Source organism: Rhizobium sp. LEGMi-198b, from assembly GCF_054114205.1.
This window is the reverse complement of the sequence record NZ_JBSYVH010000006.1, coordinates 307,342-327,660: the sequence shown is the minus strand read 5'-3', so window position 1 is coordinate 327,660 and position 20,319 is coordinate 307,342. Positions and strand designations below refer to the sequence as shown.

The window sequence follows — 20,319 nt, the reverse complement described above, 5'->3', positions numbered from 1 at the left end:
GGAGGTTTAATCTGGTTAGGTAAAATGATATTTATTGGCTTTTCGATAACCTATGAGTTATGAAAACCATGATCGACTCCCGCGTCAAATTCCGCCATCTCCAGACCTTTGTCGAGGTCGCGCGCCAGAAAAGCGTGATCAAGGCGGCCGAACTCCTGCATGTCAGCCAGCCCGCGGTGACCAAGACTATCCGCGAGCTGGAAGAGGCGCTGGGCGTCGCCGTTTTCGAACGCGACGGGCGCGGCATCAAGATTACCCGTTACGGCGAAGTCTTCCTGCGCCATGCCGGGGCGGCGCTGACTGCGCTCAGACAGGGCTTCGACTCCATCTCGCAGGAGCGCTCCGGCGAAGCGCCGCCGATCCGGATCGGTGCCTTGCCTACGGTCTCCACGCGGATCATGCCGCGGGCGATGGAGTTATTCCTCAAGGAGGAAACCTGGAGCCGCATCAAGATCGTCACCGGCGAAAACGCTGTGCTGCTGGAACAACTCCGCGTCGGCGATCTCGATCTTGTTGTCGGCCGCCTGGCCGGTCCCGACAAGATGGCCGGCTTTTCCTTCGAGCATCTTTATTCCGAGCAGGTGGTCTTCGTGGTGCGGGCAGGGCATCCGCTGCTAGTGGCGAAACAATCGCTGTTTTCCAATCTCGGCAAATATACGGTCCTGATGCCGACGCGGGGCTCGATCATACGGCCCTTCGTCGAGAGTTTCTTGATCGCCAACGGCGTTGCCAGCCTGCCGAACCAGATCGAGACGGTATCAGATTCCTTCGGCCGCGCGTTTGTGCGATCGAGCGACGCCATCTGGATCATCTCCACCGGCGTCGTCGCCAGCGATGTCGAGGATGGTCTGCTCAGCCTGCTGCCCATCGACACTAGCGAGACCAGAGGCCCTGTCGGTCTTACCATGCGCACCGACGCTATTCCCACCATGCCGCTATCAATCCTGATGCAGACGATCCGCGAGGCGGCGAGCGAGGTGGCAAAGAAGAGCTAGGCGGCCTCAATAGGGCAGGCCGACATAATTCTCCGCCAGCACGGTCGAGGCGGCGCGGGAATGGGTGAGATAGTCCAGTTCCGCCTCCTGTATTTTCTGGTCGAAATCGCTGGTGTCGGGAAAACGATGCATCACCGTCGTCATCCACCAGGAGAAGCGCACCGCCTTCCAGACGCGAGCGAGCGCATGGGCTGAATAAGCGTCCAGGCCGGTATTGGAGCGATCCTGATAATGTTCGGCAAGACCCGAGAAGAGATAATGCACATCGCTCGCCGCAAGGTTCAGGCCTTTGGCCCCGGTCGGCGGCACGATATGGGCCGCGTCGCCGACGAGGAACAGGCGACCGAAGCGCATAGGCTCGGCGACGAAGGAACGCAGCGGCGCGATCGATTTCTCAAATGAAGGCCCGGTGATCAGCGCCTCGGCATGATGCGTGGGCAGACGGTGGCGCAGTTCGTCCCAGAAACGGTCGTCGCTCCAGTTCTCGATTTTCTCATCCAGCGGACATTGTATGTAATAGCGGCTGCGCGTCATCGACCGCATGGAGCAGAGCGCAAATCCGCGCGGATGATTGGCATAGATCAGCTCGTGATTGACCGGCGGAACGTCGGCGAGCAGACCGAGCCAGCCGAAAGGATAGATTTTCTCGAAGCTGCGGATCGATTTTTCCGGAACCGATTTGCGGCTCGCGCCATGAAAACCATCACAGCCAGCGATAAAATCGCAATCAATATGGTAGGTTACCCCATCTTTCTCGTAGGTGACATAAGGTGAGCTTCCGTCGAAATCATGCGGCTGAACATTGACGGCCTCGTAGATTGTTAAGGCGCCGCTCTGTTCGCGATGGGCCATCAAATCGCGGGTGAGTTCCGTCTGGCCGTAGACCGTGACGCGCTTGCCTCCGGTGAGATCATGAAGATCGATGCGATGATCGCGGCCGTCGAAGGCAAGTGAAAAGCCGTTATGCGGCAAGCCCTCAGCATGCAGACGCGCGCCGGATTTTGCCTTGTCCATCAGCCCTACCGTACCTTCTTCCAGGACGCCGGCGCGAACGCGTCCGAGGATATGGTCCTTGCCGACGCGATCGAGGATGACGTTGTCGATCCCGGCTTCCGTCAGCAATTGTCCCAAGAGCAGGCCGGACGGACCTGAACCGATAATGGCGACCTGAGTGCGCATAATGTCCTCCCACGCTTCGTCTTTTTTCCCCATTCTGCGCGGCGACGAGGGCGCCAACAATGGACATTTCACCCAAGTAATTGCACAAATCGAACATGATGGAGGGAGGGTAGCTTTGTCGAAACCAGTGCCGACCTATGAACTCTACGGTGAAAATACGGGCAAAAGACCGGATTTCTGGCTGCATTGCGAGACAATCCCGTCGCGCAGCAGCCTGCATCATTGGGAAATCCGACCACATCGCCACGAAAGCTTCTTTCAGATCCTGTACATAGATGCCGGCTCTGGCGATGCGATCTTTGACGGCGAGAGCCACGCCATCATACCGCCCGCGGTCATCACCATCCCGCCGCGCCTCAATCACGGTTTTCGTTTTTCCAGGGATATCGACGGCTTGGTCATCACCGTGCTGATCTCGCATCGTAAGGCAGCGCCGGGTGATCGCAGCCGGCTTGGCGAATGGCTGGCCGCGCCGCATCTGACGCGGCTCAATTTGAGCGATCCAGATGCGGCCTATGTCGCCGGAACCTTGAAGCGGCTCGGCGGCGAGTTCGCCAATCGCCGTGGCGGCCGCAACGACCTGCTCGAAGCCTATCTTACCTCGGCGCTGCTACTGACCGCTCGTCTTTCGCAGCAGGAAAGCGAAGGGCAGGGTGCGTCCGACGAAGGCGAACAACGGATGGAAAAACTAAACGGCCTCATCCAGCGGCATTTCCGCTCCCACGAACCCGCCGCCTTTTACGCCGAAGCGCTCGGTATCTCGCCGACACATCTGAACCGCATCGTGCGCCGCAAGACCGGCCATGGCGCCCATGAGCTCATCGCGCGCAAGCTGGTGGACGAGGCCAAGCGCGAATTGGTCTTTACCTTGGGCAGCGTGCAGGAGATCAGCTATCGCCTCGGATTTAGCGACCCCACCTATTTCTCGCGCTTCTTTGTGAAGCAAACCGGCCAGACACCCCGCGCATGGCGCATTGAGGAACGAGAGAGGCTCGGAATGTAAGCAAGGCAATCGAAAATCGGAGTCCAATCACCCGCCCCCGAGGGACGTGAAGGCTAACGCAGAACCAGCCGCAGCATCTTCTGCGTTTCCCGCAGCAGCGGCAGATAGCGCTCCGCCATCTCGGCAGCGGCAACATAGGCCGCCGGCGCGCCGATATTGATTGCCGCAACCGTCTGGCCGCGATCGTTCTCCACGGGAACGGCAATGGAGCAGAGGCCGATTTCCAGCTCCTGGTCAATGACGGCATAGCCCTGAGCCCGTACTTGGCGAAACTCGGCCATCAACACTTCCGGATCTGTTTTCGTATTCGGCGTATTGGCCTTGATCTCCGTGCGGGCAAGCACGGCGCGCGCCTCATTTTCCGGCAAGGCGCCGAGCAAGACGCGGCCCATGGAGGCGCAATAGGCGGGCAGGCGGCTGCCGGGTGTGAGGTTGATCGACATCACCCGGCGTTGTGAGGCGCGGGCGATATAGACGATTTCTGTGCCGTCCAGCACCGAAGCGGAAGCGTTGTGACCGGCGCGCTCTGAAAGTTGATCGAGATAGGGCTGGATGATCGTCGGAAGCGGCGTCGCCGAAAGATAGGCATGGCCGAGCCGCAGGATTTTCGGCGTCAGCGCGAAGAATTTTCCGTCATAGTCGGCATAACCAAGTTCGGCGAGCGTCAGCAGCGAGCGGCGCACCGTTGCGCGATCGAGTCCGGTTAGCTTCGACGCCTCGGCGATCGATAGTCTCTGGCGCGTCTCGCCGAAGGCTTCGATTGTTTTCAATCCTTTGGCAAAGCCGCTTACGAAATCAGTTTCACGCATAGTCTTCCTCCAGGTAAGGGCATTTTGTGCGATATATGAACAAAAGTCAAATAACGCACAAAATATTTGACGTCGGTCACCTGGAGGCGCTTATTGACGCCCATACCACATGACTATTTTGGGAGGCCTCATGGCGAAGATCGTATCGCTTTCGGAAGCGGTGGCAGAAAATGTGCGGGATGGGGATACCGTCGCCATGGAAGGGTTTACCCATCTCATCCCCTATGCCGCCGGGCACGAGGTCATCCGGCAGGGGAAGAAGGATCTTTACCTGATCCGCATGACGCCGGACATCCTCTACGACCAGTTGATCGGCGTCGGTGCCGCGCGCGGCATGAAATTTTCCTGGGGCGGCAATCCCGGCGTCGGCTCGTTGCATCGCTTCCGTGACGCCGTCGAAAACCAGTGGCCGCGGCCGTTGGAGATCGAGGAACATTCGCATGCGGCGATGGCAAACGCCTATGAGGCGGGGGCTGCCAATCTGCCCTTCGCGATGCTACGCGGCTATATCGGCGCTGACCTGCCGAAGGTCAATTCGAACATCAAAAGCGTGACTTGCCCGTTCACCGGCGAAGTGCTGGCCGCTGTTCCCGCGATCCGGCCGGATGTCACGATCATCCACGCGCTGCGCGCCGACCGAAAGGGCAATGTCTTGCTCGAAGGTATTGTCGGCGTGCAGAAGGAAGCGGTGCTTGCTGCCAGACGGTCGATCGTCACGGTCGAAGAGATCGTCGACGAACTGAACCCGCCATCGCCGAATTCCGTCGTGCTGCCGACCTGGGCGGTAACCTCGGTTGCGCATGTGCCGGGCGGCGCCTTCCCCTCCTATGCGCAGGGCTATTATGCGCGCTCGAACGCCTTCTACATTGCTTGGGACGAAATCGCCCGCGACCGTGACAGCTTCCAGGCCTGGATCAGGGAGAATGTCATGGAAGCCGGGCCGGAAGATTTCGCCAAATATGCAAAAAAGAACGCAGCGTGAGGAGGCAGAGATGACCGATTTTACCCCCACGGAAATGATGACCATCGCCGCGGCGCGTGCACTCACCAATGATGACGTATGCTTCGTCGGCATCGGCGCGCCATCGGCCGCATGCAACGTTGCGCGACTGACGCATGCGCCCGACATTACGCTTATCTATGAAAGCGGCACCGTCGGCACCAAGCCGGATGTGCTGCCACTCTCGATCGGAGACGGCGAGCTTTGCGATACCGCGCTCTTCACGGTCTCGGTGCCGGAGATGTTCCGTTACTGGTTGCAAGGCGGGCGGGTTACGACGGGCTTTCTCGGCGGCGCGCAGATCGACCGGTTTGCCAATCTGAATACCACGGTCGTCGGCCCTTATGATCATCCGAAGGTTCGCTTGCCGGGCGGCGGCGGCGCGCCGGAAATCGCCAGCAATTGCGGCCAGATTTTCATCACCATGGCGCTTTCCAAGCGTGGCTTCGTCGAAAAGCTGCTCTTCATCACCTCGATGGGCCACGGTGAAGGCGGCAACCATCGCGAACGGCTTGGCATGAAGACGAAAGGCCCGACTCGGGTTATCACCGATCTCTGCATTCTCGAGCCGGATCCGGTGACCAAGGAGTTGACCGTCGTGTCGATCCACAAGGGTGTCACCCGTGAGCAAATATCGGAGAATTGCGGCTGGGCGATCAAGTTTGCCGACGAGGTTATCGAGACGCCGGCGCCCACCGAAACCGAACTCTCCGTTCTGCGCGACATCAATGCACGCACCAAGAAAGCACATGAGGCAGCCTGATGACCGAAGCGTTTATCTGTGACTATATCCGCACGCCGATCGGCCGTTTCGGTGGTTCGCTTTCCTCTGTCCGCGCCGACGATCTCGGTGCAGTGCCGCTGAAGGCGCTCATCGCGCGCAACGGTTCGGTCGATTGGGAAGCGGTCGACGACGTGATCTACGGCTGCGCCAACCAGGCCGGCGAGGATAACAGAAACGTCGCCCGTATGGTGGCGCTGCTCGCCGGCCTGCCGGTTTCCGTTTCGGGCACGACGATCAACCGCCTTTGCGGCTCAGGCATGGACGCCGTTATCACCGCAGCACGCGCCATTCGTTCAGGCGAGGCCGAACTGATGATCGCCGGCGGCGTCGAGAGCATGTCACGCGCGCCCTTCGTCATTCCGAAGGCCGATAGCGCCTTTTCCCGCAATGCCGAAATCTACGACACTACCATCGGCTGGCGTTTCATCAATCCCGTGATGAAAAAGCAGTATGGCGTTGATTCAATGCCGGAAACCGGTGAGAACGTTGCCGAGGACTATAAGGTCAGCCGCGAAGACCAGGACGCCTTCGCCGTCCGCTCGCAGGCCAAGGCTGCGGCCGCGCAGGAAAATGGCCGTCTCGCCAAGGAGATCACGCCGGTAACGATCCCGCAGCGCAAGGGCGATGCGATCGTCGTCGGCAAGGACGAACATCCGCGCGCAACGACGATGGAAGCGCTGGCAAAGCTTGGCACGCCCTTCAAGAAGGAAGGCGGCACGGTGACCGCCGGTAATGCCTCCGGCGTCAACGACGGTGCGGCGGCGCTGATTATCGCTTCGGAAGCGGCGGCGAAGAAATACGGCCTGACGCCGATTGCCCGTATCCTCGGCGGGGCTGCCGCTGGCGTGCCGCCGCGCATCATGGGCATCGGCCCGGTGCCGGCATCCCGCAAGCTGATGGCCCGACTCGGCCTGAAACAGGAGCAATTCGACGTCATCGAACTCAACGAAGCCTTCGCCTCGCAGGGTCTTGCGGTGCTACGCGAACTCGACATTGCCGACGGGGACGCCCGCGTTAATCGCAACGGCGGCGCCATCTCGCTTGGCCATCCGCTCGGCATGTCCGGCGCTCGCATCACCGGCACGGCGGCGCTGGAATTGAAGGAGACCGGCGGACGCTATTCGCTCTCGACCATGTGCATCGGTGTCGGCCAAGGCATCGCGATCGCGCTCGAGCGGGTCTGACGGCATCACGGGAATTTGACGGCGGGCGACCGGGGGGGGGCCTGCCGCCCGCTTTTTGTTGACGCCGCATGCATTGCCTGATCGCAATTCCGACTGATATTACCAATTCCAATTGTTTTAAGCTTTTACGTTTTTGACATTCAGGAGGAGCTGTCATGGCAGAACTTGCGCAACTACTCGCTTCCGTCCGCATTCCTGATCTCGCCGGCAAGCGGGTGTTGATAACCGGTGCATCGACCGGTATCGGCGCAGCTCTTGCCCGTGCTTTTGCCCAGCAGGGGATGAAGGTCGGCATCCATTTCAACGCCAGCCGTGAACCAGCCGAAAAGCTGGCAGCGGAGATCACCGCCGGCGGCGGCCATGTGCATCTGGTCCAGGGCGACGTCTCGCAGGATGGCGAGACCGAGCGCGTCGTCAATGAGACGGCGGAAGCATTCGGCGGCCTCGATGGCCTGGTGAACAACGCCGGCGGCATGCTCGGTCGTGTGCCGACCTCCGCAATGACCGATGAACATTACGAGCGCGTGATGAACCTCAACGCCCGCTCGGTCCTCGCCGCAACGCGCGCTGCCCATCCCCATCTCAAGAAACAGGGCGGTTTCATCATCAATACTACCTCGATTGCCGCCCGCAACGGCGGCGGCAACGGTGCGATCCTCTATGCCGCCTCCAAGGGCTTCGTTTCGACCATCACCCATGGCCATGCCAAGGAATTCGTCGCCGATAAGATCCGCGTTAATGCCGTGGCACCGGGCGTCATCGCCACGCCCTTCCATGAGCGCTACACCAACGATGAGCAGATGGAACTGCAGCGCAGGACCATCCCGATGGGCTTTGTCGGCACCTCGGAAGATTGTGTCGGCGCCTATCTCTTCCTCGCTTCGCCGACCCTTTCCGGCTACATCACCGGGCAGGTCATCGAGGTCAACGGTGGCCAGTTGATGCCGTGAGGCGAGGGCCGGCAATCGACTTCCTGCAGCGGGGAATGGAACCTATGCCCGGCGCGGTCGTTTTAGGCGGCGTCGATATCCATGATGGAGCGTACGCGATATGGCAAAGACGCCCACACGAGACCTTGTAAAGACTTCCGTGCAATTGACGCATCCGGAGCGGATCTATTGGCCGGATGACGGCGTCAGCAAACAGGATCTGGTCGATTATTACGCGCTTGCCTGGCCGCGCATGGCGCCTTTCGTCGTCGATCGGCCCTTGGCATTGCTGCGTTGCCCGGATGGCATAAAGGGTCCGCGTTTCTTTCAGAAGCATGCTTGGAAAGGCATCAATCCGCATATCGAAGAGATAGCCGACCCGGAGGAAAAGGACGGGGAAAAGCTGTTGCGGATCAAGGATTTCGACGGCCTTGTTGCACTGGTCCAATCCGCCTCCCTCGAAATCCACCCCTGGGGCACGACAACGGCGCATTGGGAAAAGCCGGACATGATCATCATGGATCTCGATCCCGGCGAGGATGTTGCCTGGAGCGCGGTCATTGCGGCGGCTAAGGAAATCAAGGAACGGTTCCAGGCTTTGGGCCTTGCCTCCTTCGTCAAGACGTCCGGCGGCAAGGGATTGCATGTCGTCGCCCCTCTCGAGCCAAAGGCTGCGTGGCCGGATGTCAAAGCCGCGGCGGAAGCGATCGCGGAGGGCATGAGCACCGACAATCCCGAAAAATACCTCTCCGTCGCAGCGAAGGCGAAACGGACCGGCCACATCTTCATCGACTATCTACGTAATGGCCGCGGCAATACGGCCGTAGCAGCCTATTCGACGCGCGCAAGACCGGGAGCGGCGGTGTCGATGCCGCTCAGATGGGACGAATTGACGGATCGCACCGGCCCGTCTTCATTTACGGTAAAGAATGCCGCCCGACGGCTCGGCGAACGCTCCGCCGATCCATGGGCCGATTTCTTCGAGGCGGCGGAACCGCTGAGAGGCTAGAACGCGTTGCAAATGATTTGATCTAGCGCACCAGTGGACTGTCCCAGACGTCAAACAGTAGCGCCTTGAGTTCGGCGAAACGCTCCGGCCCGAGCTCGACGCGCCACTCGTCCTCAATGTCGCGCAATATGTCGACCATCTTCCCGAATGCAGCGTGTCCGCGTTCAGTAAAGCGGACGATACGCGCGTTGCCTTCGCCTGGAACATCGGAGCGGACAATATAGCCGAAGCCCTCGAGGCTGCGGAGTAGCTGGTTGATGGCTTGTTTGCTCATGCCGGCGCGTTCGGCGATCGTACCCGGCCTTGCCCCGTCCGGTCCTGGAAATTGCAGAACCGCCATATGCGGCAGACGCAGTTCCTCAAAGCCGGTGGCGTTGAGCCCCTTAATCAACCGGCGCTGAATTGCCTGGGCCGGCACGCGTAGCAGGGCCCCTATCAGTATATCTTCGGTCTTCATCGGCAAGCTTTCGTGACTGTTGACATTGACGACCCGGTAAACTTCATTTACTTCTAGGCGGTAAATTTAATTTACCGATGGGAGCTTTGCAATGCCACATGAAACCGTTAATCTCCGTGTCAATCCTTCCGACGAAACCATTGGTTCCAAAGGGTTCGCCGTTCGCTTCCTTGTGACTGCGGACAACTCGAACGACAGCATTGCGGCTTTCGAACTCATGGTCCCCGCCGCGCTGCGACTGCCGGCGCCGGCTCACAGCCACAATCACTACGAGGAGACGATCTACGGCCTCGAAGGGGTGCTGACCTGGACGGTGGATGAAAAGCAGATCGACGTCGGCCCGGGGCAGGTACTGTGCATTCCGCGCGGCGCCGTTCATCGGTTTGATAACAACGGCGGCCAGGACGTAAAGGCACTCTGTGTGGTCACACCGGCAGCGATCGGGCCGGAATATTTCCGCGAGGCTTTCGCGGTGCTCAACGCGGCCGCCGGAGGTCCGCCAGATCGGGCGAAAATGGCGGAAATCATGATCCGTCATGGTCTTACGCCAGCGGTGCCTCCGACATAGAAGCTAGTGGGGCGATACCGGATAGTCGAACCGCCTTTCAATAGGATCAAGGGGTGCCGGCATATCGCAACGCTTTACGACAAGTCCTACGCGACGAACGGCACCAGCGCTGGCGTCTCGGCCTTGTAGTCCGTATAGGCTTGGCCGAATGTCTCGCTCATCCAGCGCTCCTCGATGCGGACACGGCGCAGGACGGCGTACAGCATGCATGCGATCGCGAGCATCGCGCCGATATGGCCGCGGGTGATTGCAGAGCCGATGACGGCAAGCAGCAGGCCGGAATAGATCGGATGGCGAACGATGGCGTAGGGGCCGGTGCGGATGAGCGCATGATCTTCCTTGACGGTGATCACGCCACTCCAATTACGGCCGAGGTGATAGCGCGCCCAGACGGCGAAGGCGAGGCCGATGACGGTCAGAGCCGCGCCGATGCCGTAATAGATCAGATCTTGCGGGAGGAGCCGGAAGGACAGGAGGCCGAGCCAAGATGGCGGCGCCGCCAGCAAAAAAGCGCCGATCCAGATAGGTGCCGTGTTTGATAGCCGTGACAACGGATCTTCGCTCCGCGTCGTCTTCTTGACGCGGAACGATGCAACAAACCAAATTACTGCCCAAATGCCCCAGCAGACCGGCAGGAACCGAGCCAACAAAGCTGCTTCGCTCATGCCGCATTTTTATCCAATTCGGGATAGTGCCGGAAGATGCCGTCTTCATTAAAAGGAATGCGGCGCTCAGATTTGAGATAGCGGGCGATGTTCGGCCGTTCAGCGACGGCATCATGCAGAGCTGCTAGGTGCGGATATTGAGTGCTCAGTTGCGACGTCGCACGAGGAAAGGCGTAACGCAGTCCTTCGAACACCTGGAATAGAGACAGATCGACATAGGTCAGCCGATCACCGAATATGTGCGCCGGCCCGTGCGGGTTTTGCCGCAGAACGCGTTCGAAATAGCCGAGGAATTTCGGCATGCGATTATCGATGAACTCGGCAGCGCGGGCCTTGGCCTCCTCCTTCTGCTCCTCATAATATTTTGAGGTGGCGATCGGATGGTGCGTATCGTGCACTTCGGCAACAAGATCGGTGATCGTCAGTTGCAGTCCGTTCACGACATGACGCAGAGCCGGATCCTCAGGTGTGAGCCCAAGTTTCGGACCGAGATACATCAGGATGTTGGCGACATGGGAGATGATGAGGTCGCCGTCTTTCAGGAAGGGTGGGGCCAGCGGTATATGCGCCTCGGATTTGCTCTTCATCACCGCCATCATCGCGTGAATGCCTTGGCCTTCGCTCGCAGGACCCCGGCAGATGTCGATATAGTCGGCGCCGGCCTCTTCGAGCGCCAAGCGCGCAAACTCGCCACGGCCTTGGATGCCGTCCCAGTAGTAAAGCTCATAGGGCATTCAAGAATCCTTCCGTCCCGTTGCAGGTCTATTTCGGTTCGCGGCCAAAATCCTTGCGCAACTCATCCTTGGCGGCTTCGAGCGTCTGTTTCTGCCGCTTGCTGAGATGGCTGCCGGCGCGATTGATATAGAAATTTAGCATCGACATAGCGGAACGGAAGGGGCTGGACTTGCGGCGATCGCTCGCCTCTGCGGAATGCTTGAGAGAGTCGGCAATGGCCTTGGGATCGCGCGATTTGAAGACGCCGTCTTTCAAGCACAAGGCGTCGCTGTTCTCGGTCACGTCATGTGACCAATTCTTCTTTTGGGATCGGACCATAGCAGGGCTCCTTCCTCAAGAATTTGACGTTAGTGATGAGCGCGGTGCTCGTTGCGTTTGCGCGTTGCAGCGGCCTTCTTTGCCGATGCGGAACGTTCGCTCGCAGAGCGGCTCGCGGATGCCTTGCCGCCGATGCGTCCGCCCTTTTCAGAGGATGCGTGGCTTTCGCTATGGCCTCGGCCGGAGCCGGATTTTTTACCGCCGCCGCTTTCCTTGTTTACGGTCGCCCAGGCACGACGTTCGGCTTCTTCATCGGAAACGCCACGGCTTTCGTAGCTTTCCTCGATATGTTCAGCCTTGCGCTTCTGCTTGTCGGTATATGCGGATTTGTCTCCTCGGGGCATGATGTTTCTCCTTGTCGCCTATGAGAAAACCAACCCAAGGCCACGGAAAAAGTTCCGATTTCAGCAGGAATATGGGCGATCAGTTCGAAGCATCTGGGAGGGGAGGGTGCGCCGCGGAGCGCGCATCATCGACCGACGCGGGAAACATGATGCCGACGGAACGGTCGATGATGAAGATCAGCACCAGCGTCGCAAAGAGATAAAGAGTGGCGAGAAGGAGGAGGGATAGCATGGGATTACATCGATCCAGCCGCCAAGCAGCAGCCTGCCCCGACAGCCAGAACAAAGACTTCAACGCGATTCATGTCGTTATTACCCTGGCGAAGTTCCCTTTTCGCTACGTACCATGGATATGTGACATCTATTCGCGCAGGACGCGTAATTTACCGAAATCCTTGCGAAAGTTCGGCAACATGGCGCAACAAGCCAACGGCCCGAACTCAACCCGGGCCGATCATGTCGCCGATTGTCTCACCAACCGCGAAGTTTACGTCAGATCTTCGCGTCACCGGTCTTTTTTGACGCTCGTTTCGTCGCGGCCTTTGCGGTCGCTCCGGCAACGGCCGCAGCCATTACAGCAGCCGCTTGACCCTTTATCTTGGGTTTGGAGTCGGTCTTAGGTTTAGTGTCGACCTTCTCCTTCTTTCCGGCCTTTTTCTCAAGCGCGATGCGCTCGCTGCTCGCCTGTTCCCAATGAACCGTATCACGGCCGGAAGGATATCCTTCTTCCTCCCATATGGCGTAGGCGCGCTTCTTGATCCATTCGTCCCGGGATTCCAACATTGCCGTCCTCCGTTCGCATTATTGAACATGGTTGAAGAAAAATGCCCGTCTTGAAATGCGGACTTTCATGCCTTCCCGAGCAGCCGGCATGCCGGCTCTGAGGGACCACGGAGCAAAACTCTCCCTGTCTCAATGCCCAGGCTGCGCCAGGTGCTTCGCTCGTGTACTGTGATGGACGATAGCGAAGCGACCGAACCGCCAATATGGCGAGAGCATAATCGTCATTCAATTTAAAAACATCTAATACACAGTCTTTTCATAGAACGTTTTGTCGACGGGGCCGGGAATAGACCTTGCGATCGATTGCAGCTTTCACGGGCAAAGTTATACTCCCCCCATGTTTGACCTGGTGATTGCCCATTGGGGCCAAATCCTCGCTGTCCTTTCCATCGCCATGGGGGCGGCAGCCGCCATTCATGCGGCGATGACGAAGGAAGAGGTTCGCGCGGCGATCGGCTGGGTCGGCGTCATCATCCTGTCGCCCATCGTGGGGGCTCTGCTCTATGCAGTGGCCGGTATCAACCGTATCCGCCGGGCTTCGCTAACCTCGCAGCGCAACGTCCTGTTCCAGAAGGATGCCTCGGGCGTGCTCGCGAGCTTCGATGCGCAGGGCGAAGTCGTGCGCCGGATCTTTGGCGAGCGCTTCGGATCCATGAAGACGCTTGGCGACCGCGTGGCGCGCTATCCGATGAGTACGGGCAATACCATCGAAATGCTGGAGAGCGGCGATGTCGCCTATGCTGCGATGAAAGCCGCCATCGATGGCGCCGAACGCAGCATCCTTCTGGAGACCTATATTTTCGATCGCGATCCAATCGGCCTGCGCATCGCCGATTCGCTCATCGAGGCGGTCAAACGCGACGTCAGCGTGCGCGTGCTGATCGACGCTGTCGGCGCCCGTTATTCGGTGCCGAGCATCATGGGCTATCTCAAAGAAGGCGGGGTGCAGGTGGACGTCTTCAACGGCAATGTGATCATCGGCCTCAGGTTGCCCTATGCCAACCTCCGCACCCACCGCAAGATCCTGGCCATTGACGGCCGCATTGCCTTTACCGGCGGCATGAATATCCGCCAGGGTTTCGCCAGGGAGTTCGCCGGGGATCATTGCGCCCGCGACATGCATTTCTGCGTCACCGGTCCCGCCGTCGCCGACCTGTTCAATACCGCCGCCGAGGACTGGCGTTTTGCCACCGGCGAGGCGCTGAGCGGTGATCATTGGCGGATTGCGACGCCCGCGAACGAACCCGGCGCGCCAGTCTTCATGCGCGTCATCGCCTCCGGACCCGACCGCAGCGTCGAGACAAACCATAAGATGCTGATCGGTGCATTTTCGGTCGCCCGCACCTCCATCCGCATCATGTCGCCCTATTTCCTGCCGGATCGCGAGTTGATCAGCGCGCTGGTGACAGCGGCAAGACGTGGCGTCGAGGTGGATGTCGTCGTGCCGGCCGCCAATAATCTTGTGCTTGTCGACCGTGCCATGACCGCGCAGTTCGATCAGATGCTGAAGGATTATTGCCGCATCTGGCGGGCCGATGGCCCTTTCAATCATTCGAAGCTGCTGACGGTGGACGGCACCTGGGCCTATGTCGGTTCTTCCAATCTCGATCCGCGCTCTCTACGGCTGAATTTCGAAGTCGATCTGGAGGTGATGGACCGCGGCTTTGCGGGCGCGCTCGATGCGCGTATCGGCGCGATCCTCGAAACGGCGATCCCGGTCGAGCTCGGCAAGCTGCGCGCTCGCCCCTTCATCGTCCGCCTGATAGAAAAGATCCTGTGGCTCGGTTCGCCCTATCTCTGAACAAAGTGGCGCGGTCCGTCTTTCTACAAACAAGCCTTTTCACATGACAAGGCCGGCAATCACTCCCTATACTCCTCCTGAAGACGCCGCTCGGCAGGCTTTGACAACGGAAATGGTCAACGGACAGATGCGGAAAAAGAACGAGAGTCTCCGTGCAAGCATTTTCGAAACGTTGAAGAACAGAAAGAAGTCGCGGACGATGCATGCCGGCGAACGAGCACGTCCCGCAGGCACATTGATCGCCTCCTACAATGTTCACAAATGCGTCGGCGCCGATCGCCGTTTCGATCCGGAGCGGATCAGCCGGGTCATCCATGAAATCGATGCCGATGTCATCGGCTTGCAGGAGGCCGATACGCGGTTTGGCGAACGCACGGGTCTGCTTGACCTGCGGCGGCTCGAGCTGGAAACCGGCCTAATTCCCGTGCCCGTGGCGGGTGTCAGCAAGGCGCATGGCTGGCATGGCAATGTCGTGCTGTTCAAGCAGGGTACGGTGCGCGATGTACATCAGATCAACCTGCCGGGGCTGGAGCCCCGCGGCGCGCTCCTTGCCGAAATCGAACTGGCCCGCGGCGGAGCGCTCAGGATCATCGCTGCCCATCTCGGGCTGCTGCATAGCTCCCGTGCCCAGCAAGCGCGTTTGATCGTCGACCTGATGAGAACCGACAATGACACGCCGACCATCCTCCTCGGCGATCTCAACGAATGGCGGCTCGGCGACCGCTCGTCGCTCAACACCTTCCAGGCCGCCTTCGGCCCGCTGCCACCGGCGGTGCCAAGCTTTCCCTCCACCCTGCCGCTTCTGGCGCTTGACCGCATCATGGCCAATCGCCGCGGGCTGATCTCGACAGTGGAGGTTCATGACTCGCCATTGGCGCGTGTCGCCTCTGATCATCTGCCGATCAAGGCAGTCGTCAGCCTGGAAACACTGAGGGCGGAAACAGAGGCGCGGGCCGAATCTGCTTGAAATCGGACATGCGGCGTTAAGCCGAAAAGGTCGGCTGCCGTTTCGATCCATCCCATGAAATCATCGGGGGCAGGGAAGCTAATGCGTTGCGCACTCTGCGCTTCCCATTCATGATGAGCTCGATTTCAGATCGGACAATGCGGATTGTTGATGCACATCTTTCTCGTTCGACACGGCGAATCCCTTGGCAACATCAGCGAGCAGGCTTACCGGCAGTTCGGTGATCACAACGTTCCGTTGACGCAGTGGGGCTATCGGCAGGTGCTGGAAGCCGGACGTGTGATCGCCTCCCATCTGAAAGCCCGACCAAGCGCTGAAGCGTCAAAACTGAGCATCTGGTATTCCCCTTATCTGAGGACGCTACAGAGCAAGGATGCTTTGCTCGAAGTCCTGCCGAGCGAGTGCGTCACCGACTCTCGGGAGGATTACCTGTTGCGGGAACAGGATTTCGGCCTCTTCACCGAAATCTATGATCGTGCCGAACAGAAACGGAAATTTCCTGAGGAATTCGAAAAATGGGCCAGGCTGCGCAACAACAGCGGCAAATTCTATGCAAGACCTCCCGACGGTGAGAGCAGGGCGGATGTGGCGCAGAGGGTCCGCCTATTCCTCCAGACGGTCATGCACGAGGCTAAGCATGGCAGAAACAACGTCATTATCGTTGGCCACGGCGTCACCAACAGGGCGTTCGAAATGAATTTTCTGCATCATTCCGTCGATTGGTTCGAGTGCTCGGACAATCCGGGAAATGCGGATGTCACATTGATCGAGGGCACCGCCACGGAAGGTTATACGTCGATCCTGATCCACAAGGCGGTCGATCGGGCTAAGGGTGAGGAGGGCGAATTGCGGGATGCCTATGGTTCGGAGCTGGTCACCGCGAAGATTGGGTGATGTGGTATGGCCCAAAACAGGGGTCTTGGGCCACAAACAATATCGATAGCGTTCAGCCGCAATGGCCGAAATTCCTGCCGAATTTATCCGCTCAATCCTTCAGCCGGTATTGCTCCAGCGCGTCGCGGTTGATCTCGATGCCGAGACCGGGGCCATCGGGAATGGCGACGACGCCGTTCACATGATCCAGCGGCTTTGTCAGCACGGCCTGGCGGAATGGATTGTGGGTGCGGTCGAATTCCAGGATCGGCGGCCGGCCATTGCGGCGCGGCGGATCCGGCGGTAGGGCAGCGATGAACTGCAGGCCGGCGGCGATGGCGACACCCGTTCCCCAGACATGCGGGACGAGGCGAACGCCGTTGATGGCGGCCATATCGGCAATCCTGCGCATTTCGCTGAAGCCGCCGGTGCCGCAAATATCGGGCTGGATGATATCGACGGCACGGGTTTCCAGCGGCTCGCGCATGCCGAAGCGGCCATGCCAGGTCTCTCCGCCGGCGACAGGGATCGGCTGCCCGGCGCGCACCGCGCGATAGGCGCTGAGCTGTTCCGGAATGACCGGCTCTTCGAACCAATCGACGCCGTATTTCGCAACCGCCTTGCCGACCGTGCAGGCTTCCAGCGCGTCATAGCCGTGATTGGCATCGATCATCAGCCGTATATTGGGACCGATTGCTTCGTGCACGGCGCGGATGACGGCGATATCCTCTTCGACATCAAACCCGATCTTGATCTTCACCGCATGGAACCCTTGGGCAACATAGGCGGCGGTTTCGGCGGCGATATCGGAGACCGGGTCGACGCCATCCTTTCGGAAGGAACCGGTGGCGTAGGCCTTCACATTCTCGCGGAAGCGGCCGCCGAGCAGCCGCGACACGGAGGTGCCGTGGTGCTTGCCTTTGATATCCCAGAGCGCGATGTCGATGCCGCTGAGCGCCGTCACCGTCAGGCCGCGTTGGCCCTGATCGCGTAGGAGATTGTAGAGTTCGAGCCAGATCACCTCAGTATCGCGCGGATCGCGGCCGAGCAGGCGAGGGGTATAGGCTTTCACCACCGCGGCGTTGGGGCCTGCCGGGCCGAGGCATTCGCCCCAGCCGACGGTACCGTCATCGCAGACGATTTCGACGAGGCAATGCTGGCGGCGGTCGAAGCGCATGGAAGCGCTTTCGAAGGCGTGATCCAGCTTATGGTCGAGCAGATGGGTGTGAACAGCGGAGATTTTCATGGGCGGTACGGCCTGATCAGATCATCGAGCATGGCAACTTCTTGTTCGGTCAGGTCGGTCAGCGGTGGGCGAACCGAGCCGGCGTCGAAGCCGAGCAACCGAACGCCGGCCTTGATGGCCGACACGGCATAGCCCTTTTGGCGGTTGCGGATGTTCATGAAGGGATAGAAGAAATCGATCAGCAGCTTGTTGGTCGCCACCGTGTCGCCGGCGCGCAGCGCCTTGTAGAAATTCTGCGCCAACGCCGGTACGAAGTTGAAAACGGCCGAGGAATAGGTGGTGACACCCGCACCGAGATAGGCGTCGGCGAAAAGTTCGGCCGTCGGCATACCGCCGAGATAGGTCAGCCGCTCACCCATCGTCGCGGTGATCTTGCGCACCAGGCCGATATCGCCTGAGCCGTCCTTGAAGCCGACGAGGTTCGGGCAGGCATCGCAGAGCCGGGCAAGCGTTTCAGCCGTCAGGATGGAATTGTCGCGATTATAGACCATGACGCCGATCGAAACGGCATCGCAGACTGCCTTGATATGCTGGAACATGCCGTCCTGCGGCGCCTCGATCAGGTAATGCGGGAGAAGCAGGATGCCGTCTGCCCCGGCTTTCTCCGCCGATTGAGCGATCTGAACGGCGATGCGCGTGCCATAACCGCAACCCGCGACGATCGGCGTATCGCCCGCGGCCGCCTTTGCGGCGCTGACGATTGTCGGGATTTCATCCGGCGCCAGCGAGAAGAATTCGCCGGTGCCGCCGGCGGCGAAAAGCACGCTTGCCTTGAAGCCCGAAAGCCAGCCGACATGATCGCTATAGGCAGCGCGATTGAAATTGCCATCGTTGCCAAACGGCGTCACGGGAAAAGACAAGAGCCCGGCGCCAAGCGCGGCCTTGAGAGCTTGCGGGTCCATGGACACGATGATCCTCCAAAATCCTTCTGAGTTGACGGGATCATAGATGACATATGACAACAGTCAATCTGTTATCATATGTCTACGTTCAAGTTCCCCTTCGGATCAGGCTTCGATACCGCTGCTGGCTGCCCTTCAAATGCAGTCGCATTGCCTCGCGTGCGCCGTGTTCATCGCGATCTGATATGGCTTCAGCAATGCGCCGGTGTTCTGCTTGGATCTGCGCCAGATAGTCGGCGGATGCGATTTCGTCCAGCTGATCCTGCAGGAAGGAGCGGGGAATCGCCCTCTTGCCGGTCAACTCCAGAAACTCACGGAAGCGCGGATTGTTGGTGGCGTCGGCAATGGCGAGATGAAACGCGAAATCGGCCTCCGATGTCGCGATGCCGCGCTCCATGGCGTGATCGATATCTTCGAACCGCTCGATGATGGCCTCGTCCTGCGCCGGCGAGCGGCGAGCGGCGGCAAGGCCGGCCGCTTCGGTTTCCACCGCGGCGCGCAATTCCAGCATTTCGATGATGGAGGAGATCCGACCTGGATCGGTGTCCAGCAAGCCCGCGGCGGGGAAGGGCGGCCTTGCGTGAAGGACGAAGACGCCGATGCCGTGGCGCACCTCAACTAGTCCATCCGCACGCATTGAAGCGATCGCTTCGCGAATGACGGTGCGGCTGACCTTATATCGTTCGGTGAGGCCGCTTTCGCTCGGCAATTTTTCGCCAGGCTTCAAGACGCCGCCAAGTATCTCCTGGCGCAGTTGCTGGCCGACAATGTCCACCAGATTGCGCCGGCCCGCGGGCCGTTCGTTACGCTCTCCTGTCTTTATCGCTGCGTTCCTCGGCATTCCGACATCCCCAAGTTTCGAACGGGGAGATTACAGATATATGATGACGAGCGGAAGCCCATATTATAAGTTCCACTTCGATGATACCGATATGGGAGAAAACCATGCTGAAAACTCTGTTGATGACCGGCGCTGCCGGCGGCGTTGGCCAGGCACTGCGGCCGCTTCTTTCGCAGATCGCCGAAACCGTCGTGCTCTCGGATATTGCGCCGATCGACGATCTGCGTCCGAACGAACGCTTCATTGCCTGCGATCTCGCTGACCGCGCCGGCGTCGAGGCGCTGGTCAAGGGTATCGACGGCATTATCCATCTTGGCGGGATCTCTCTGGAAAAGTCTTTCGACCTGATCCTACAGGGCAACATCATCGGCCTCTACAATCTCTATGAAGCCGCCCGCGCCGCCGGCAAGCCGCGCATCGTCTTTGCGAGCTCCAATCATACGATCGGTTACTATCGCCGCGACGAGCGCATCGACAACACCGTACCGACCCGGCCGGATTCCCTCTACGGAGTCTCGAAAGTCTATGGCGAAGCCTTGGCGAGCCTCTATTTCGATAAGTTCGGGCAGGAGACCTTGTCCGTACGCATCGGCTCCTGCTTCCCGGAGCCGCGCAATCCGCGCATGCTGGCGACGTGGCTCAGCGCCCGCGATTTGATGACGCTCTGCGACCGCGCCTTTGAGACGCCTCGCCTCGGACACACGATCGTCTACGGCGCCTCCGATAATGACGAACAATGGTGGGACAATCGCAATGCTGCTTTCCTCGGCTGGAAGCCGAAAGACAGCTCCTCGCCTTGGCGGGCGGAAGTTCTGGCGAATGCCGCGCCGGAAGACCCGAATGATCCGGCCGTCATCTATCAGGGCGGCGGCTTTGCCGCCGCCGGCCATCCGGAAGATTGAGAACTAAATGAGATCAGCAATCGTC

Annotated in this window: 24 protein-coding genes; 12 read left to right on the top strand and 12 right to left on the bottom strand. The window is 59.7% G+C overall.

Features of this window, described 5'->3' with window-relative positions; genetic code table 11:
* Positions 1–68: 68 nt before the first annotated feature.
* Positions 69–995 carry a pca operon transcription factor PcaQ gene (gene pcaQ / locus ACXHXG_RS23255; RefSeq protein ID WP_457900851.1) on the top strand — a complete coding sequence of 309 codons (927 nt, stop codon included), beginning with the start codon at positions 69–71 and terminating at the stop codon, positions 993–995.
* Between the two features lie 6 nt (positions 996–1,001).
* Here the strand turns inward: pcaQ and pobA are convergent, their stop codons facing one another.
* Positions 1,002–2,174 carry a 4-hydroxybenzoate 3-monooxygenase gene (gene pobA, locus ACXHXG_RS23250; protein WP_457900850.1) on the bottom strand — a complete coding sequence of 391 codons (1,173 nt, stop codon included), beginning with the start codon at positions 2,172–2,174 and terminating at the stop codon, positions 1,002–1,004.
* Between the two features lie 115 nt (positions 2,175–2,289).
* Between pobA and ACXHXG_RS23245 the strand changes: the two genes are divergently transcribed.
* Positions 2,290–3,177: a helix-turn-helix domain-containing protein gene (locus tag ACXHXG_RS23245; RefSeq protein WP_457900849.1), complete on the top strand. Its 888-nt coding sequence runs from the start codon at positions 2,290–2,292 to the stop codon at positions 3,175–3,177.
* 53 nt (positions 3,178–3,230) lie between these two features.
* On the opposite strand, the gene ACXHXG_RS23240 is transcribed toward ACXHXG_RS23245, so the two are convergent.
* The gene (locus ACXHXG_RS23240) at positions 3,231–3,986 is read right to left on the bottom strand and encodes an IclR family transcriptional regulator domain-containing protein (protein WP_104826697.1); all 756 of its coding nucleotides are present in this window, start codon (positions 3,984–3,986) and stop codon (positions 3,231–3,233) included.
* 130 nt (positions 3,987–4,116) lie between these two features.
* Between ACXHXG_RS23240 and ACXHXG_RS23235 the strand changes: the two genes are divergently transcribed.
* The 5 genes from ACXHXG_RS23235 to ligD all read left to right on the top strand — a co-directional run bounded on the left by ACXHXG_RS23235 (position 4,117) and on the right by ligD (position 8,892).
* Positions 4,117–4,968: a CoA transferase subunit A gene (locus ACXHXG_RS23235; protein ID WP_285168672.1), complete on the top strand. Its 852-nt coding sequence runs from the start codon at positions 4,117–4,119 to the stop codon at positions 4,966–4,968.
* A gap of 10 nt (positions 4,969–4,978) precedes the next feature.
* Positions 4,979–5,749: a CoA-transferase subunit beta gene (locus ACXHXG_RS23230; RefSeq protein WP_285168671.1), complete on the top strand. Its 771-nt coding sequence runs from the start codon at positions 4,979–4,981 to the stop codon at positions 5,747–5,749.
* The gene (gene pcaF, locus ACXHXG_RS23225) at positions 5,749–6,954 is read left to right on the top strand and encodes a 3-oxoadipyl-CoA thiolase (RefSeq protein ID WP_457900848.1); all 1,206 of its coding nucleotides are present in this window, start codon (positions 5,749–5,751) and stop codon (positions 6,952–6,954) included. The genes ACXHXG_RS23230 and pcaF overlap by 1 nt, the downstream gene beginning before the upstream one ends.
* 155 nt (positions 6,955–7,109) lie before the next feature.
* Positions 7,110–7,904, top strand: a complete 795-nt coding sequence (locus ACXHXG_RS23220) for an SDR family NAD(P)-dependent oxidoreductase (RefSeq protein ID WP_457900847.1) — start codon at positions 7,110–7,112, stop codon at positions 7,902–7,904.
* A gap of 100 nt (positions 7,905–8,004) precedes the next feature.
* Positions 8,005–8,892, top strand: a complete 888-nt coding sequence (ligD, locus tag ACXHXG_RS23215; protein ID WP_457900846.1) for a non-homologous end-joining DNA ligase — start codon at positions 8,005–8,007, stop codon at positions 8,890–8,892.
* 22 nt (positions 8,893–8,914) lie between these two features.
* Here the strand turns inward: ligD and ACXHXG_RS23210 are convergent, their stop codons facing one another.
* A complete protein-coding gene (locus tag ACXHXG_RS23210; RefSeq protein ID WP_283054108.1) occupies positions 8,915–9,349 on the bottom strand; it encodes a MarR family winged helix-turn-helix transcriptional regulator in 435 nt (144 codons plus the stop codon).
* 91 nt (positions 9,350–9,440) lie between these two features.
* Between ACXHXG_RS23210 and ACXHXG_RS23205 the strand changes: the two genes are divergently transcribed.
* Positions 9,441–9,917, top strand: a complete 477-nt coding sequence (locus ACXHXG_RS23205) for a cupin domain-containing protein (protein ID WP_283054107.1) — start codon at positions 9,441–9,443, stop codon at positions 9,915–9,917.
* An 86-nt stretch (positions 9,918–10,003) separates the two neighbouring features.
* On the opposite strand, the gene ACXHXG_RS23200 is transcribed toward ACXHXG_RS23205, so the two are convergent.
* The 6 genes from ACXHXG_RS23200 to ACXHXG_RS23175 form a co-directional block, all read right to left on the bottom strand.
* A complete protein-coding gene (locus tag ACXHXG_RS23200) occupies positions 10,004–10,582 on the bottom strand; it encodes a methyltransferase family protein (protein WP_283054106.1) in 579 nt (192 codons plus the stop codon).
* Positions 10,579–11,316, bottom strand: coding sequence for a glutathione S-transferase (locus tag ACXHXG_RS23195; RefSeq protein ID WP_457900845.1), 738 nt, complete (start codon positions 11,314–11,316; stop codon positions 10,579–10,581). Before ACXHXG_RS23195 ends, ACXHXG_RS23200 begins: the two co-directional genes overlap by 4 nt.
* Before the next feature lie 28 nt (positions 11,317–11,344).
* On the bottom strand, positions 11,345–11,635 hold the full coding sequence (locus tag ACXHXG_RS23190; RefSeq protein WP_457900844.1) for a DUF3175 domain-containing protein: 291 nt from the start codon (positions 11,633–11,635) through the stop codon (positions 11,345–11,347).
* Positions 11,636–11,664: 29 nt separating this feature from the next.
* Entirely contained in the window at positions 11,665–11,979 is a 315-nt protein-coding gene (locus ACXHXG_RS23185; protein ID WP_104826708.1) for a plasmid stabilization protein, read from the bottom strand.
* A gap of 79 nt (positions 11,980–12,058) precedes the next feature.
* Entirely contained in the window at positions 12,059–12,211 is a 153-nt protein-coding gene (locus tag ACXHXG_RS23180; protein WP_457900843.1) for a hypothetical protein, read from the bottom strand.
* A gap of 260 nt (positions 12,212–12,471) precedes the next feature.
* Complete coding sequence (locus ACXHXG_RS23175; RefSeq protein WP_104826710.1) at positions 12,472–12,762, bottom strand: DUF2934 domain-containing protein; 291 nt, start codon at positions 12,760–12,762, stop codon at positions 12,472–12,474.
* A 337-nt stretch (positions 12,763–13,099) separates the two neighbouring features.
* On the opposite strand from ACXHXG_RS23175, the gene ACXHXG_RS23170 reads away from it, so the two are divergent.
* From ACXHXG_RS23170 to ACXHXG_RS23160, 3 genes are all read left to right on the top strand, one after another.
* Positions 13,100–14,563 (top strand): phospholipase D-like domain-containing protein, encoded by a 1,464-nt coding sequence (locus tag ACXHXG_RS23170; protein WP_457900842.1) that lies wholly within the window; start codon positions 13,100–13,102, stop codon positions 14,561–14,563.
* A gap of 127 nt (positions 14,564–14,690) precedes the next feature.
* The gene (locus ACXHXG_RS23165; protein ID WP_104826712.1) at positions 14,691–15,530 is read left to right on the top strand and encodes an endonuclease/exonuclease/phosphatase family protein; all 840 of its coding nucleotides are present in this window, start codon (positions 14,691–14,693) and stop codon (positions 15,528–15,530) included.
* 150 nt (positions 15,531–15,680) lie between these two features.
* The gene (locus ACXHXG_RS23160; RefSeq protein ID WP_457900841.1) at positions 15,681–16,424 is read left to right on the top strand and encodes a histidine phosphatase family protein; all 744 of its coding nucleotides are present in this window, start codon (positions 15,681–15,683) and stop codon (positions 16,422–16,424) included.
* Positions 16,425–16,515: 91 nt separating this feature from the next.
* Here the strand turns inward: ACXHXG_RS23160 and ACXHXG_RS23155 are convergent, their stop codons facing one another.
* The 3 genes from ACXHXG_RS23155 to ACXHXG_RS23145 form a co-directional block, all read right to left on the bottom strand.
* The gene (locus ACXHXG_RS23155) at positions 16,516–17,649 is read right to left on the bottom strand and encodes a mandelate racemase/muconate lactonizing enzyme family protein (RefSeq protein ID WP_457900840.1); all 1,134 of its coding nucleotides are present in this window, start codon (positions 17,647–17,649) and stop codon (positions 16,516–16,518) included.
* On the bottom strand, positions 17,646–18,551 hold the full coding sequence (gene kdgD, locus ACXHXG_RS23150) for a 5-dehydro-4-deoxyglucarate dehydratase (RefSeq protein WP_457900839.1): 906 nt from the start codon (positions 18,549–18,551) through the stop codon (positions 17,646–17,648). The genes ACXHXG_RS23155 and kdgD overlap by 4 nt, the downstream gene beginning before the upstream one ends.
* A gap of 88 nt (positions 18,552–18,639) precedes the next feature.
* Positions 18,640–19,392 carry a FadR/GntR family transcriptional regulator gene (locus tag ACXHXG_RS23145; RefSeq protein ID WP_457900838.1) on the bottom strand — a complete coding sequence of 251 codons (753 nt, stop codon included), beginning with the start codon at positions 19,390–19,392 and terminating at the stop codon, positions 18,640–18,642.
* 104 nt (positions 19,393–19,496) lie between these two features.
* On the opposite strand from ACXHXG_RS23145, the gene ACXHXG_RS23140 reads away from it, so the two are divergent.
* On the top strand, positions 19,497–20,294 hold the full coding sequence (locus tag ACXHXG_RS23140; RefSeq protein ID WP_283054096.1) for an NAD-dependent epimerase/dehydratase family protein: 798 nt from the start codon (positions 19,497–19,499) through the stop codon (positions 20,292–20,294).
* The last annotated feature ends 25 nt before the right edge of the window (positions 20,295–20,319 follow it).

Excerpts from the sequence above, each read along its gene's own strand:
- pcaQ (WP_457900851.1), top strand. The coding sequence starts at position 69 with ATGATCGACTCCCGCGTCAAATTCCGCCATCTCCAGACCTTTGTCGAG.
- pobA (WP_457900850.1), bottom strand. The coding sequence starts at position 2,174 with ATGCGCACTCAGGTCGCCATTATCGGTTCAGGTCCGTCCGGCCTGCTC.
- ACXHXG_RS23240 (WP_104826697.1), bottom strand. The coding sequence starts at position 3,986 with ATGCGTGAAACTGATTTCGTAAGCGGCTTTGCCAAAGGATTGAAAACA.
- ACXHXG_RS23235 (WP_285168672.1), top strand. The coding sequence starts at position 4,117 with ATGGCGAAGATCGTATCGCTTTCGGAAGCGGTGGCAGAAAATGTGCGG.
- ACXHXG_RS23230 (WP_285168671.1), top strand. The coding sequence starts at position 4,979 with ATGACCGATTTTACCCCCACGGAAATGATGACCATCGCCGCGGCGCGT.
- pcaF (WP_457900848.1), top strand. The coding sequence starts at position 5,749 with ATGACCGAAGCGTTTATCTGTGACTATATCCGCACGCCGATCGGCCGT.
- ACXHXG_RS23220 (WP_457900847.1), top strand. The coding sequence starts at position 7,110 with ATGGCAGAACTTGCGCAACTACTCGCTTCCGTCCGCATTCCTGATCTC.
- ligD (WP_457900846.1), top strand. The coding sequence starts at position 8,005 with ATGGCAAAGACGCCCACACGAGACCTTGTAAAGACTTCCGTGCAATTG.
- ACXHXG_RS23210 (WP_283054108.1), bottom strand. The coding sequence starts at position 9,349 with ATGAAGACCGAAGATATACTGATAGGGGCCCTGCTACGCGTGCCGGCC.
- ACXHXG_RS23205 (WP_283054107.1), top strand. The coding sequence starts at position 9,441 with ATGCCACATGAAACCGTTAATCTCCGTGTCAATCCTTCCGACGAAACC.
- ACXHXG_RS23200 (WP_283054106.1), bottom strand. The coding sequence starts at position 10,582 with ATGAGCGAAGCAGCTTTGTTGGCTCGGTTCCTGCCGGTCTGCTGGGGC.
- ACXHXG_RS23195 (WP_457900845.1), bottom strand. The coding sequence starts at position 11,316 with ATGCCCTATGAGCTTTACTACTGGGACGGCATCCAAGGCCGTGGCGAG.
- ACXHXG_RS23190 (WP_457900844.1), bottom strand. The coding sequence starts at position 11,635 with ATGGTCCGATCCCAAAAGAAGAATTGGTCACATGACGTGACCGAGAAC.
- ACXHXG_RS23185 (WP_104826708.1), bottom strand. The coding sequence starts at position 11,979 with ATGCCCCGAGGAGACAAATCCGCATATACCGACAAGCAGAAGCGCAAG.
- ACXHXG_RS23180 (WP_457900843.1), bottom strand. The coding sequence starts at position 12,211 with ATGCTATCCCTCCTCCTTCTCGCCACTCTTTATCTCTTTGCGACGCTG.
- ACXHXG_RS23175 (WP_104826710.1), bottom strand. The coding sequence starts at position 12,762 with ATGTTGGAATCCCGGGACGAATGGATCAAGAAGCGCGCCTACGCCATA.
- ACXHXG_RS23170 (WP_457900842.1), top strand. The coding sequence starts at position 13,100 with ATGTTTGACCTGGTGATTGCCCATTGGGGCCAAATCCTCGCTGTCCTT.
- ACXHXG_RS23165 (WP_104826712.1), top strand. The coding sequence starts at position 14,691 with ATGCGGAAAAAGAACGAGAGTCTCCGTGCAAGCATTTTCGAAACGTTG.
- ACXHXG_RS23160 (WP_457900841.1), top strand. The coding sequence starts at position 15,681 with ATGCACATCTTTCTCGTTCGACACGGCGAATCCCTTGGCAACATCAGC.
- ACXHXG_RS23155 (WP_457900840.1), bottom strand. The coding sequence starts at position 17,649 with ATGAAAATCTCCGCTGTTCACACCCATCTGCTCGACCATAAGCTGGAT.
- kdgD (WP_457900839.1), bottom strand. The coding sequence starts at position 18,551 with ATGGACCCGCAAGCTCTCAAGGCCGCGCTTGGCGCCGGGCTCTTGTCT.
- ACXHXG_RS23145 (WP_457900838.1), bottom strand. The coding sequence starts at position 19,392 with ATGCCGAGGAACGCAGCGATAAAGACAGGAGAGCGTAACGAACGGCCC.
- ACXHXG_RS23140 (WP_283054096.1), top strand. The coding sequence starts at position 19,497 with ATGCTGAAAACTCTGTTGATGACCGGCGCTGCCGGCGGCGTTGGCCAG.